The sequence below is a fragment of the Streptomyces tatrensis genome (assembly GCF_049310065.1).
In the GTDB taxonomy this organism is placed as follows: domain Bacteria; phylum Actinomycetota; class Actinomycetes; order Streptomycetales; family Streptomycetaceae; genus Streptomyces.
The window spans coordinates 51124-63742 of the sequence record NZ_JBMDLB010000006.1 but is presented as its reverse complement, the minus strand read 5'-3'; the positions used below and the strand labels follow the sequence as shown (position 1 = coordinate 63742).

General features: G+C 69.6%; 12 protein-coding genes and 2 pseudogenes. 4 read left to right on the top strand and 10 right to left on the bottom strand.

What is annotated here, in order from left to right; genetic code table 11:
• Positions 1-11: 11 nt before the first annotated feature.
• The 10 genes from ACODT5_RS03430 to ACODT5_RS03385 all read right to left on the bottom strand — a co-directional run bounded on the left by ACODT5_RS03430 (position 12) and on the right by ACODT5_RS03385 (position 8459).
• The gene (locus ACODT5_RS03430; RefSeq protein ID WP_422517685.1) at positions 12-1889 is read right to left on the bottom strand and encodes an ATP/GTP-binding protein; all 1878 of its coding nucleotides are present in this window, start codon (positions 1887-1889) and stop codon (positions 12-14) included.
• A 493-nt stretch (positions 1890-2382) separates the two neighbouring features.
• Positions 2383-2619: a hypothetical protein gene (locus ACODT5_RS03425; RefSeq protein WP_422517684.1), complete on the bottom strand. Its 237-nt coding sequence runs from the start codon at positions 2617-2619 to the stop codon at positions 2383-2385.
• Positions 2616-3113, bottom strand: a complete 498-nt coding sequence (locus tag ACODT5_RS03420; protein WP_422517683.1) for a hypothetical protein — start codon at positions 3111-3113, stop codon at positions 2616-2618. Before ACODT5_RS03420 ends, ACODT5_RS03425 begins: the two co-directional genes overlap by 4 nt.
• A 121-nt stretch (positions 3114-3234) precedes the next feature.
• A complete protein-coding gene (locus ACODT5_RS03415) occupies positions 3235-5412 on the bottom strand; it encodes a coiled-coil domain-containing protein (protein ID WP_422517682.1) in 2178 nt (725 codons plus the stop codon).
• Between the two features lie 64 nt (positions 5413-5476).
• Positions 5477-5842: a hypothetical protein gene (locus ACODT5_RS03410; RefSeq protein WP_422517681.1), complete on the bottom strand. Its 366-nt coding sequence runs from the start codon at positions 5840-5842 to the stop codon at positions 5477-5479.
• A 121-nt stretch (positions 5843-5963) separates the two neighbouring features.
• Entirely contained in the window at positions 5964-6386 is a 423-nt protein-coding gene (locus tag ACODT5_RS03405) for a hypothetical protein (RefSeq protein ID WP_422517680.1), read from the bottom strand.
• 129 nt (positions 6387-6515) lie between these two features.
• Positions 6516-6704: a DUF5999 family protein gene (locus tag ACODT5_RS03400; protein ID WP_422517741.1), complete on the bottom strand. Its 189-nt coding sequence runs from the start codon at positions 6702-6704 to the stop codon at positions 6516-6518.
• A gap of 213 nt (positions 6705-6917) precedes the next feature.
• Positions 6918-7205, bottom strand: coding sequence for a WhiB family transcriptional regulator (locus tag ACODT5_RS03395; RefSeq protein ID WP_422517679.1), 288 nt, complete (start codon positions 7203-7205; stop codon positions 6918-6920).
• Positions 7206-7374: 169 nt separating this feature from the next.
• The gene (locus ACODT5_RS03390) at positions 7375-7566 is read right to left on the bottom strand and encodes a hypothetical protein (RefSeq protein WP_422517678.1); all 192 of its coding nucleotides are present in this window, start codon (positions 7564-7566) and stop codon (positions 7375-7377) included.
• A gap of 323 nt (positions 7567-7889) precedes the next feature.
• Positions 7890-8459 carry a hypothetical protein gene (locus tag ACODT5_RS03385; RefSeq protein ID WP_422517677.1) on the bottom strand — a complete coding sequence of 190 codons (570 nt, stop codon included), beginning with the start codon at positions 8457-8459 and terminating at the stop codon, positions 7890-7892.
• Positions 8460-8792: 333 nt separating this feature from the next.
• Here ACODT5_RS03385 and ACODT5_RS03380 point away from each other — a divergent pair, with 333 nt between their 5' ends.
• From ACODT5_RS03380 to ACODT5_RS03365, 4 genes and pseudogenes are all read left to right on the top strand, one after another.
• Positions 8793-9230, top strand: coding sequence for a GntR family transcriptional regulator (locus ACODT5_RS03380; RefSeq protein ID WP_266888262.1), 438 nt, complete (start codon positions 8793-8795; stop codon positions 9228-9230).
• Between the two features lie 191 nt (positions 9231-9421).
• A complete protein-coding gene (locus ACODT5_RS03375) occupies positions 9422-10810 on the top strand; it encodes an NsdA family TPR-like regulatory protein (protein WP_422517676.1) in 1389 nt (462 codons plus the stop codon).
• A gap of 29 nt (positions 10811-10839) precedes the next feature.
• Positions 10840-12044 (top strand): annotated as a pseudogene (locus ACODT5_RS03370) (dihydrofolate reductase family protein).
• 82 nt (positions 12045-12126) lie between these two features.
• Positions 12127-12372 (top strand): annotated as a pseudogene (locus ACODT5_RS03365) (GIY-YIG nuclease family protein); the annotation flags it as partial.
• Positions 12373-12619: the final 247 nt, after the last annotated feature.

The following is a 12619-nucleotide window of genomic DNA, read 5'->3' as shown; positions in this document are numbered from 1 at the left end:
CTCCGGCTTCTTCAGTCGTGGTGGGTGGCGGAGGAGGCGGTGGCCAGGCCCGCGTCGTCCATGGCCTGGATGTCCTCGCCGTAGGTGACGCCGACGGAGAGGGCGGTGATCCGCGCTCCCTGGGAGGCGATCTCGCACTCGGTGGCGCACCGTTCGGCCAGCTGCTTCATGCGGGCCGCGGCGTCGGCCAGATCGGTGATCTGATCGACGACCTCGGTGGCAATGTTGTGGTCACCGACCAGGTCGGCCGCCATGTCCCGCAGGGCGTCGGCGACCCTGCCGAGCGCGACGGCCAGGTCCTCGGCACGGGCCTTGTCGAGGTCGGCGGCGATCGCGATGTTCACGATCTCCATCAGGAACTCGCCGAAGGTGATGTCGGTACGGTGCTTGGCCGCCATACCGGCCTGACCGGACGCGGGCTTGCTGACCTGCGATGCCACGGGATCCTCCTGTGCAGTGAGGCGGCTGGTGCCGGGACGCTGGGTGTGGGGTTCCGGGGCACGAGGAAGAGCCGCGGGGCCGGACGGCGCCCCGGACGGGTCGTCAACGATGACCGCGTCCTCGATGTAGTCCTCCTCGGCGAGTCCGGACCGTGTCGGCCGGCTCGGACGGCCGGGGCTGTCGACGGTGAACCCGAGGTCCTCCGGCTTCACCGTTCCGGACGGCTCCTCCGCCTCGGGCTGGGCGTAGCCCTCGCGGGCCTTGGTGAAGAAGTCCCTGAGGCGGTCCTTGAAGGAGCGCTCGTCGTCGCTCCCGCCGTCGTCGGCCGCGTCCTTGGGATCGTCGGGCGGGTCCTTGACGTCGTCGGGCTTCGAGCCGTCGTCCGTCCCTGAACCGTCCTTGTCGGCGGCATCGCCCGCGGGTTCCTCACCCGGCTTCCCGGTGTCGGCCGGCTCCTTGCCGTCCTCCGGCTTCTTGGCTGCGGAGTCGCCCTCGGGGCCCTTGGAGGACGTCTTCGGGTCGTCCTTGGCCGTCTTCTCGGCCGTGGCCTCGGAGTCCTTGCCCGCGGTGGTGTCTGGGGCTTCGCCGTCCTTGGCGGCCTTGGCCTTGGCCTCTGCCGCACGGCGCTTCTCCCAGCGCCGCTGCGCCTCGCCGGCCACGGCCGCGCCCAGGGTGGTGCGGCCGTCGGCCGCCGTGGCAGCCTCCCGCTTCGTCTTCCTGGCGGCCTTCCGCTCGGCTTTCGCCGCTCGGCGTTCCTCCCGCGCCGCCTGCTGGTTGACGCGGTCCTGGTCACGGTCCTTGCTGCGGTCTGCGATGCTCGCCACCTGGCCGGCGCCGCGCCGCTGCTGACGCGCGGCCTGACGGGCCGACGCACGCTCCTGGCGGCCGCGGGCCCGTTCGGCCGCCGGGCTCGAGGCCGGGCCGATCTGCGACTTGCCGACTCCGCCGCCCTTGCCGGATCCAGGACCACCTGAACTGCCCTTGCCGGTAAGGCTCTTGCCTGACCCGGAGCCGCTAGAGCCGCTCTGGCGACCCTTGGGACCGCCGGACGAATCATTGCCCTTCGAGCCACCGCTACGGCCGCCAGAGGGGCGTCCAGAGCCGTTCCCGGCACCCTTGGGGGAGTTGCCGCCCCCGGAGCCGCGCCCGGCGCTCCCGGCCCCGTTCGTCCCGGAGGTGCGGCCCGCGCCGATGGAGCTGCCGCCTCCTGCTCGCGGGCCACCTCCGCCGCCGGCCTTGGAGCGGCCCTTGTCCGCGCCCATCCCCGACGCGGGGGAGCGTGTCGTGTCGGCCTTGCCGTGGGCCTTCGCTTTCATCAGTGCGGCGTGGAGCTTGCCGTTCTGCTCCATCATGGCGACTTCCGCAGCGGTGCGGGCCTCCACGAGAGCCGCTTTGCGCGCTATTTCCGCCTCACGGAACGGGGATTCCCCGGCATGGCGCTCGCGCATCACTTCCAGCCGGTATTCCAGCCAGTCACCGAGGCGATCGGCGAGAGAGCGAGGCTGGACGTATTCGCTTTCCTCATATTCTTCGTATTCGCCGTCGCCGGAATTCGGGGCGTCAGGCATTCCTGTCTCCCGTAAGGCCATTTGCGGGGAGATGGGGCCGCGAATGGCCGGGATTTCCATGGTTGTTTCCTCCGGGGATTCCGGGGGAACGCCGCCGCCCACACTGTTTATGGACGGTTCTGAATAGAAGAGATCCCCGCCGTCGGGGGCGTCCGGCATGCTGCCGGAATCGGCGCCCCGAGCGGGGAGGTGAACAACGTTGCTGCCGGTGTCGTCGGACACGCGACTCCTCCTCCTGGGCTTGACAGTCGGCTCCCGCCTCGCGTACACGCGCGCACGCCACGCGCGGCACGCGTCACGCGCGGCACGCGTTGGGTTGCCGAAGGGCCGCCCCCGGGGATCGGGAGCGGCCCTTCGTGCGGTGCGTGGTGGGTCAGCCGGCGTGGCGGCGGTAGACGTTCTCCAGGGCGAGCGCGACGTCACGGATGAAGCCGGTGTCTCCGTCGCGGTAAGCCTGGGTGCCTCGGATATTCATAATCCGGAGCCAGTAGTAGAAAGTGCCGAGGTCGTTGCCGTGCTGGGCGATCAGATCCTGTCTGATTTTCCGCTCGTGTTCCGCACGGTTCATTCTCTTCCGCTCGACTTTCGTGAGCGGGTGACCTGCACTCACGCCGACTCCCTGCGGTCCAGGTTGTAAATCGACGTGGGGCCACCATAGCCCGGATTCGGGTTATGCGCACCCTGCTGACCGGGGTTCTGCGGGGCGGCCTGGAGCGGCGGGTTATTCTTCCGCTCCTTGAGCTGCACCTTTTCCTTGCGCTGTTTCTTCACATCCTTCACTTTTTCGTCGTGGGCGTGACGCTTGTGGGCGCTCTTTTCCAGTCCCGAACTAATGCTCTTCAGGTCATTGAGAACGCCGTTCAGGGACTTTTCCACCGGGAAGGAGCGCAGGAAAGCCTGACCCCACTTGTCACCCTCCACGCGGGTCCCGCGGCAGTGCACGCGGGCCTCGCGCTGGAGGATCTCCAGCTTGGCCTGCATGTCCAGCACGACCCGGTGGAAGTCCGCGAGGTAGTGCGCGTAGGCGGCGGGGTTCTTCGCGATCTCGCGCAGTGCCGCGTCCGGGTCGTCGAAGAAGGGCTGGCCGTTGTTTTCGGTGCTCACGGGGTCCTCCAGGGGTCGGATCTGCTGTACTCGGGGGCTGTGGACTGCTTCCGGCAGTCGCAGCGAGGGCCAGCCCGCTTCCTTCGGGCTGGCCCTCACTGGTGTGTGCCGGATTGCGGGGTCAGGTCAGGTGCTTGTCCGCGTCCTCGGGGCGCAGCAGGCCGGCCTCGGAGAGCAGGCGTACCGCGCGGGTGTTGTTGACGGAGAGGTCGGTACGGACCCGGTAGAGGGTCACGAAGCCGTTCGCGTCCCGGGGCAGGTTCTGTACGAGCGGAAGGAGCTCCGCGTCTGTCCGTACAGCCGTCCCTGTACGGTCCGCGCCGCCTGTACCGCCGGTTCCGGTTGCGGGAGAGGACGCAGTGTCCGTACCTGTACGGACCCCCGGAAGGGCGTCGCCACCGGGCTGTGTACGGACGTTGATGGCGCCGGTGCGTCCCTGTACGGCCGCGCTGGCCGTCCCGGTACGTCCCGTGGCCGCCGTACCTGTACGCGCCGCCCCCTCAGGGGTGGTGTGTACGCCGTATGTACGGTCGCTGTACGCCCTGGTCAATGCTGCTTCTGCCCCGGCATCGTGTGCCGGGTGCGAGGCGGGGCGGACAGGGTCCGTACCGTCCCATCCGGTGCCCGTGCCGTCCGGCCGAACCGCGTTCTGCGGGGCGTACAGGTCGTGGCTCGCGCCCTCTGTACGGCTGGACGGCGCGGTGTCCGTTCCGTCGGTACGTCGGTGCGTACCTGTACGGGCGGGCGTTCCGTTTTCGGCGTCCTTACTGTCGTCGTGCATGAGCGTGTGGACGCGCCAGATGACGGCCACGAAGATCAACACCACGAAGGTCGTCAACTGCCAGGGTGCCGACTGGCCGTCCTGGACGAGGTGAGCCTGCTCGGACAGGTGGTAGGTGACGTTCGCCGACGCCATCAGCAGCAGCGCGTAGGGGATGTCCTTCTTCGCCCGGAACGCGGTGACGCAGTAGACGTCGATGCTGACCGGGAGCAGCGTGGCGACGTACGGGTGGATGCCCACCATGGTTGCCAGCTTGTACTCGCCGGAGGCGGCGAGCCCGACGCCGGCGGCGAGCGCGATCCACGGGGCCGTCTTCCACGCCTTGCGGCTGACCTTCTGCTGCCAGCCATTCCAACGGGAAGTGGCCTTCTTGGCCTCGCGGGCCTCATCGAGCAGTCGGCGGGCGCGTGCCTCGTCGGCCTTCGCCCGGTCGGTGATGCCCTTGGCCTTGCGCTCCGCCTCCGTGGTGATGCGGCTCGCTTCCTTCTGAGCGGCCTCCCGCAGCTGCGCGGTGACGGTCTTGGCTTCGTCGCGCAGCCGGTCGCGCTGCTTGTCACACGCGGCCTTGAGCCCGGCGAGCTCGGCGTCGAGGGCCGCGCGCTTCTCCAGGGCCTGGGCGTCGAACGCCTCCCCGAGCTCGCGCAGCTGCTGGCGCAGGTCCGCGCGGGCCTGCTCGGCCTCGGTGTGCGCGGCGGCGACGCTGGCCTCGGCCTCGCGGCGCCGTTCGTCCGCGGCCTTGATCGTGTCCGCGTACAGCGCCTCCGCCTCCGCCCGGCGCCCGTCGTACTCCTTCGCCGCGGTGGCGGCGAGAGCGGCGAACCGCTCGCGGGCCGTCTCGACCTCCCGCTGCGCCACGGTGACCAGTTCGTCGGCCTGTGCCTGGGCGCGGGCCAGGATCTGGCCCGCGTCGGTGCGGCGCTGGTCGACCAGGGCGCTGATCTCGGTGAGGTCGCTCTCCGCCAGGCGGCGGAGCTCGGCGACCGCCGTGGCCGTGGCCGCGCGGTCGGTGGCGGCCAGCTCGGTGAGGTCGGCGACCTGCGCGCGGGCCTCTCCCACCACGCTCTCGGCACGCTCGCGGGCCTCCGTCAGGAGCCGGTCGGCCTCACCGCGCGCGGCCTGGAGGTCGTCCCTCGCCGCCGTGCGCTGGGCGGTGGCCTCCTGGTCGGCGTCGGCGGTGATGTTCGCGGCGCGGGTCTGCGCCTCGGACATCAGCACGGCGACCTGCTCGTGCGTGGCGGCGACGGTGCGCGCGGCCGCCGTCTCGGCCTCCGCCTGGAGGGCGGCGGCCTGCTCGCGCGCGGCGTCGATGACGTCGGCGGCCCGGTCCCGGGCGTCGGCGACGCGGGCCAGCGCCTCGAAGTCGACAGCCTCCGGCTCCGGCTTGGTCACCTCGGCCTCGGCCGGGGCCGAGGAAGCGTCGGGGGTGGTGGGGGAGGCGGTGGGCTGCGAAGCCGGACGGGGGGTCGCCGGCTTCTTGCGGGCGGGGGTCCTCTTGCGGGCGGTTCGTGTGGCGGCCACGCCGCCTCCTTCCGGGTCGAGTGCCGCCCCTGGGCGGGGACGGCGGCGGTTCAGGGTGGTTCGGTCAGTCGCGCTGGGCGGGCAGCTCCGCCCGCTGGTTGGCGGTCGCGTGCTGCTGGGTGAGCCAGGCGATGGCGGCCGCGGTCATGTCCTCGGCCGCGCCGTCGGTGTTCAGCGGGGCGGTGTCGATGTCGCGCATCGCGTCGAGGGCCGGCAGCAGCCGCATGTACTCCGCCCCGGCGGAGTGGATGAAGCGGTCGGAGGCCAGGGCGATCAGGTCGTACTTGTCGTCCAGCCACGTCCGCTGGACCTTGCACACGAACGTGTGGCCGGCCTGCCCGGTCCAGAACATCTCCGGGTCGCGGAACAGGACGAACTGGCCCCGCTGGAACTTGATCACGGGGGTGGTGCTCTGGGCGCTGCTGCGCATAGCGGCTCCTGGCGGGTCGGTGGTCCGGGCTGTCCGGTTCCCCGTCACCGCCCGACCCGTCCGCCGGAGTTCGACGGGCGGTGCGGGCGGATCAGGCAGCCGTCAGAGGGCCACAGCGCTGTCAGTCGAGAGCGGCCGGGTCCATCGCCCGGCACTTGTTGGCGTGGTCGTTGGCGTCGGTGCGGGCCAGGTCCCACTCGTCGGGCAGGTAGCTCCCGAAGTCCATACGGGGGCCGCTGGAGCCGTCCGTGGCTCCGGTCGCGCTGCAGCCGCCGCACTCCCACCGGAATCCGTCGACCTTGCGGGGGTTCTCCCGGTCGACGTACGGGCGGCCCTTCCACGTGACGGTGGTGGTGAACCGGTAGGCGGTCACCGCGACCACGGCGCCGCCCATGGTCAGGAAACGGATCAGCGGGAGCGGGACGTCCGGCTCCGGCTCCGGCTCGAAGTCGCCGAGTACGTGGTCCGTGGGCATGGGGTCGATGTCGGGGAAGTCGGTCCCGATGTCCTGCTGACGGCGGCGGAACAGGTCGAGGAGCTGCACGGCGGTTCCCTTCAGATCAAACGGTGAACAGGGCGAACACGGGGGCAGAGGCGGACTGTCCGGCTCCCAGCCACCGCCCGACCCGGACGCCAGGGGTGCGGCGGCCGGTGCGGGCGGATCAGGCAGCCGTCAGGCCGTCGCGAAGAGCCGGTGCGGGGCGATGATCTGGCCGTCGGGAAGGAGTTCGCCCGTGTCGTCGAAGATCACGGCGGAGTTGCAGAGCAAAATCCAGCCCTGCTCCGGGTGAGCGGCGATGGTGTGCGCGGCCTCGCGGTCGGGGCTGTCGGCGGTCGGGCATGTCGGCCGGTGTGTGCACAGGGACTCCGGCATCCGGGTCGTCCCGGTGGTGACGGTGGTCGTCGCGGTGTCGAGCTGGGTGCTGCGCTGCATGAGCTCTCCTGACGAAGGGCAGGCCCGAGACTCTCCCGGACCGAAGGTGTGCGAGAGGCCGGCCACCCGTCATAAGGGAGACCGGCCTCGGGAAGTCGCAAGGGACGGGCAGTAACTTGTTTCACCGTCCCGTACTGCGGATCAGGCCGCGCTGGCGAGGCGGTCGAGGGCGGCGCCGCGCTTCATCAGGCGCCGCTCGTCCTCGTCCTTCCCGCCCCACACGCCGTGCTGCTCATCGCGCTCCAGCGCGTCCTCGAGGCAGGCCGCGCGCAGCGGGCAGACACGGCAGATGGCCTTGGCCCGTGCGCTCTGCAGGGTCGACAGGGCGTGGGCGAAGAACAGTTCGGGGTCGACGCCGACGGCGGCACAGGCCGGGCGGGACTTCGCGACGGTGGCCTGCTTGGGCGAGGTGCGTACGATGGTGCGCATGAGGGCCTCCAGTGGGTCCGTGCGTACGAGACAGCCCCGGGGGTGCCGCCCCGGGGCTGTTCTGTTCCTGCGGCCGGACGGCCTGAGCGAGAAGGGGAGCGTGAGCTCCCGGCGCTCTCCGCCGGCCCCGCCCCGGCGAACGGGGCGGGGACGACGGGCAATGCCGGGTTCAGCTGCGGCGCTTCGCGGACTGCCGGGCCAGGTAGGCGTCCTGGGCCGTGGCGAACGCCTTGTGGAGCGGCGCGCCGCTCTCGCAGTCCCGGCCGCTCTGGCAGGGCTGGCAGGCGCGTCGATGAAGGGTGGAGGCGCTGAACGTCGTCATGTAGCGGACGTACAGCGGGTCGCCCTTCGCCGCGGTCATCGGCCGCTGCCCTGCGACGACTGCCGGTTCTGCTCGGCGACCTTCCGCGACAGCTCGGCGTGCTCCTCTTCAGTCAGGCGGGTGAGCATCACTGGCCTCCCCGCGCCCGCCGCAGCGCTTCGTCCATATCCGGGTCCGAGTCGGTCGGGTGCTGTGCAATCCTGTGATCCATCAGGTCCTCCGCGTAGGTCCTGGACAGCCCCGGGGGGTCTCAATTCACCGGGGCTGTCGCCATTTCGGCTGGTCGTACGAGCAGCCACGGCCCCGGCCGCCCCTCTGTTGAAGCGGGGTGGCCGGGGCCGTGGTCGTTCGTCCGGGGCGGTTCAGCGCGCGGGGCGCTGGGGGTGGAGCGTGTCCTGCGGGACCTCGGGACCGTCCCTCGGGGCGTCACCGGCGGGCACCATCCGGCGCTTCTTGTCGGCGGCGGCCACGCGGGGCAGTACCGCGTTCCAGTCAGCTACGCGCCCGGTCGCCGTGCGCTCGGCACGGGCTCGCAGGGTCCGGTCGGTCTGCGGGCTGAACGCCTTGGGCAGCACCGTGGTGGCCGTCCGGCTGGCGGTCTCGGCACCACCGTCCTCAAGCCGTTCCTGCCACTTCTTGACCGTCACGTCGACGGTGACCAGGCGGTTGCTGCCCAGGTGGCAACGGACGGCCGCGTCCTTCCCCGCACGGCCGGTGTCGTGCGGCACGACCTTGGGCTGCTTGGTCTGGAGGCCGGTGATCGGCACCCACGTCCTGCAGTCGGGGCAGACCAGCGACGCGCAGGCCGGCCGCAGATCGAACTGGTGCGGCTTGAGGGTGGAGATGACGAGCGCCGGGCGGGCGTTGACGGTGCGGGAGCGGGTCCGGCTCCGGCGGGTACGGGCGGTGCGCTCAAGGGTGGGAGCAGACATCTGAACTCCTTAAGGACGGAGTGACGGGGAAGCGCGTCGCGATGCTCTCTCTGCCCTCCAGGCCGCACGGCACGAGGCCGGCGTCCCGTAGGACAGACAGCGCACAGCGCGCTGCGACGTGCACGCAGTGGTCGCGGCCGTCAGGCTCCGGGGGAGTTCGATGGTGCTCTCGACCCCGGCCGCCCCGAGGGGCGGACAACTACTGCGGTGGTGCAGTCGGCATGCGCTATTGGCCATGCCGCGTGTCTTGCTCAGGTCGGCGGCTGAAGTTCGCCGCGACCTCTTACACACAAGGTGCACTATGTGTATAAGGTTGTCAAGGAGGTGTTACCGATGACGTTCTCGACCCTGCACCCGCCCCTCCGCACCGGCGTGTGCTGCACTATGAGCAGGCCAGACAGACCGTCACGCGAGGGAGAAGCAGTGGGTGAGCCGTCCGGTCAGCCGGAGTATCAGAGGGTTATGGAGGATCTCCGGCGCCAGATCGCTGAAGGTGACCTAGAGGTCGGTGCCCCCATCCCCTCCACAGCCAGACTCGGTTCGCAGTACGGCGTGTCCAGCACGGTGGTTCGGCGAGCCGTGACGGAGCTGACGGCTGAGGGACTGCTGTACGGCAAGGCCGGCAAGGGTGTCTACGTCCAAGCTCAGCCCGACCTCCTCGAGAAGCTGCCAACATCGGCCGAGCTCACAGCCACCGTCAGGAACCTTGAGGCCAAGCTTGAAGCCATGGCAGCACGCCTGGAGGCCCTCGAACGTGGTCGTGAGGACTGACCGTGCACCGCAGCCCAAGAAGAGGTGCGTTGGCCGAGCTGAACTCCCACTGCTCTCTCCGCATGTGCCTCACCCCTTGGTTGCTCTCGGTTTCGCTACGAGATTTGTAGAGCCGACCAGGGATGGCGTTCTAGATCTGACATGTGTCCTACGGTCGGACACAGCGATCGGAGACATGAAGGGGGAGCAGCGTGGGGCAGAAACCGAACGAATTAACTCCGGAGGCATCGCCCCTGGACCGCTTCGGGTACCACGTGCGAGATCTGCGAGAGCGCAACAACCACACCCTGCGCAGCCTGGCCGAGGCGACGTTCTTCTCCTACTCCAAACTCTGGAAATGGGAAAACGCCCTACGGGCCCCGAAACACCGCTCCGAGGTCGTCCATCTCGACAGGATGCTCCGCGGCCAGGGGCTACTGGTTGACCTCTGGGAACGTATCGGCGCGGAGCCTCCCCAGGGCCATGTGTCCATTCCGGGACCTCATGTGTCCGAATCATCGTCCGGCCTGGTCGCACCTCCCTCTGAGCAGGCAGGCTCGAACACTGACGACACAGACACAGTCGTCGTTCCCTGCCGCGTTCACGGAAGGATCTTGTTCGTGCCCGTGCCCCGCCGCGTTGTCCTCGCGTCCGGCCTCGCCGGCCTCGCCGCAGCCGCGCTCCCGGCTTCGACGGCAACAGCAACCGCCGCCGCCATGACTTCTCCCGTTGAGCATTTCGCACAGCTCCGCCGCGTGATGATCCAGACCGACAACCTGATCGGCCCTCGGCATGTCCTGCCCTCGCTCCAGCATCAGCTAGCCCAACTCGCCTTCCGCCGCCGGGCCTCCCGCGGCGCCGATGCCGCCGACCTCCTCGCCCTCGAGACCCGCTACGAGGAACTGGCTGGCTGGCTGGCTCAGGACATCGGCGATGAGCGCACCGCCCATGGACACACTGCAAAGGCTCTCGACGCTTCGCACATCACGGGCGACAGCAACCTCACCGCGTACATCCTCGGCCGCAAGGCCCAGCTCGCCGTCGACACCGGTCACGCCGCGGACTCTCTGGGCCTCGCGGCGGCTGCCCGACGTACTGCCCAGCCCGGCAGCCGCCTCGAGGTCATCGCAGTTATGCACCAAGCCCACGCACACGCCGTCCTCGGCGAGGGTGCAGAGTCCTTGACCGCGTACGACACTGCGGTCACGCTCCTGGGGCGCGCGGACAGCGACGGAGTTTGGGGCTCCTGGCTCGACGAGGCGTACATCAGTACCGCTCGCGCTCGCTCTCTCGCCGCTCTCGGAGACTACGAGAACGCCGCGGCCGGCTTCGACAGCGCCATCGCTGCCCTCCCACCCACATACCGGCGTGACCGTGGCGTCTACCTCGCGCGTGCGGCCCGCGCCCACGCCGGCACAGGCAACATCGCACTCGCGACGCAGATCGGCCTACAAGCCGTCGGAATCGCCGCTGAGACGGGCTCGGCACGCATCGTGGGCCAGCTCGACCGGCTCGAGCGCACGCTCGCAGCAGCCAGCGGCAAAGAGGGTGTCGCCGAATTCCGTGCCGCGCTTGACGAGATCGTTCTGCACCCCTCCTGACCCAGCCTCACTCAAATTCTGGAGTTTCCTTGCCTCGCCCGTACGTCCTCCTGTCCGCTGCCGTCTCCCTCGACGGGTACCTCGACACCAGGCCGGGTGAGGACCGGCTCCTACTCTCCAACGCCGCCGACTTCGACCGCGTCGACGCCGTACGCGCCTCGGCCGACGCGATCCTCGTCGGCGCCGGCACACTCCGAGCTGATAACCCGCGCCTCCTCGTCAACTCACCCGAGCGGAGGACGGCCCGGGTGGCCGCCGGCCTGCCGGAATACCCGCTGAAAGTCACCATCACCAGCACCGGCGACCTCGACCCCGATTGGAAGTTTTGGCACCACGGTGGCGAGAAGCTCGTCCTCGCCGTTGGCAACGACGCCGCCAAGAAGGCACACGCCAACCTCGGTGACCTTGCCGCTATCCAGGGCATTCCCGCCGAGGCAACCTGGCCGACCGCACTGGATGTCCTCGGCGATGTGTACGGCGTCCAGCGGCTCATGGTCGAGGGCGGCGGCACGATTCACACTCAGCTCCTCGAGGAGGCGCTCGCCGACGAGCTCCAGCTCGTCGTCGCCCCGCTCTTGGTCGGCCAGTCCGACGCCGTACGGATGCTCGGCCCCGCCAACTACCTCGGCGGCCCCTCCGCCCGTCTCCGACTTCTGGAGACCCAGCAGATCGGCGACGTGGTACTTCTGCGGTACGCCCCGAAGGACGTCTCCATGGAACCCCGATGAGCACCACTCCGAGCCCGGCCAGCATGAACGCCCCGGGCACCGGCAGCTCCCCAAACGCTGCGGACCGGCACTGGCTCGCCCTCGCTTGCGACCTCGCCACTCTCTGCCCACCGTCGACAACCGCGTTCTCCGTCGGTGCGGTCATCGTCGCCTCCGACGGAACCGAGCTCGCCCGCGGCCACTCGCGAGAGAGTGACCCGCTGGACCATGCCGAAGAAGCTGCGCTCGCCAAACTCTCCGTCAGAGATCCCCGGCTAGCCACCGCGACGATCTACAGCTCCCTCGAACCCTGCGCGAAGCGGGCCTCCCGAGATCGCCCCTGCGCCCAGCTCATCCGCGACGCCCGGGTCCCTCGTGTTGTCACCGCCTGGCGTGAGCCCGACACGTTCGTCCCAGGCGCTGACGGTACAGAACTCCTTGAACACGCCGGCGTCACCGTCGTCGAACTCCCTGAGTACGCGGACGCCGCCCAAAAGCCCAACGCACACCTGGTCGGTGGGAGGTGAAACCATCTCTCCAACCCCGAACTCCGATGGTTTTCGAGGGCACCACTTCTACGAGCTGGGCGTTCTCCCCTCAAGGGGCAGGATGGCGCAGAGGGCGAACGTGACGGGGCAGGTGTACGTGATTGGGCCGCCCGGCGGCCAGACCGTGAAGATCGGTGTGACGATCGATCTGGTTCGTCGGCTTCGAGAGATCCAGAACATGTCGCCTGTGGAACTCAAGGTCCTGTGGAGCACCCCGGGGGGCCTCGCACTCGAGCAGGCGCTGCATGTTCACTTCGCTGAAATCCGCTCGCACGGCGAGTGGTTCACATTCACGTCAAATCCGGTGCATGCGGTGAAGACTGCCGTAGAGGGCAGCCCGGTTGTGGCGCAGCAGCTCCCTGCGCCTTCGAAGAGGGCTCCTTACAAGCAACCGCCCCCTCTTGCACTGAATCAGAGAGTCCAACAGCTGGCCTGGGCCGCTTTCGCAGATTCTCGGTTCACCGCGCTGACGCCGCCGACCGCCTCGGATTCACGCTCCCCACGATGCTTGTGCACCTGGATGAGTTGGTCTCCAAGAGCCGTGCCCGCCAACG

Excerpts from the sequence above, each read along its gene's own strand:
- ACODT5_RS03430 (WP_422517685.1), bottom strand. The coding sequence starts at position 1,889 with ATGCGCGAGCGCCATGCCGGGGAATCCCCGTTCCGTGAGGCGGAAATA.
- ACODT5_RS03410 (WP_422517681.1), bottom strand. The coding sequence starts at position 5,842 with ATGCGCAGCAGCGCCCAGAGCACCACCCCCGTGATCAAGTTCCAGCGG.
- ACODT5_RS03395 (WP_422517679.1), bottom strand. The coding sequence starts at position 7,205 with ATGCGCACCATCGTACGCACCTCGCCCAAGCAGGCCACCGTCGCGAAG.
- ACODT5_RS03390 (WP_422517678.1), bottom strand. The coding sequence starts at position 7,566 with ATGACCGCGGCGAAGGGCGACCCGCTGTACGTCCGCTACATGACGACG.
- ACODT5_RS03385 (WP_422517677.1), bottom strand. The coding sequence starts at position 8,459 with ATGTCTGCTCCCACCCTTGAGCGCACCGCCCGTACCCGCCGGAGCCGG.
- ACODT5_RS03380 (WP_266888262.1), top strand. The coding sequence starts at position 8,793 with ATGACGTTCTCGACCCTGCACCCGCCCCTCCGCACCGGCGTGTGCTGC.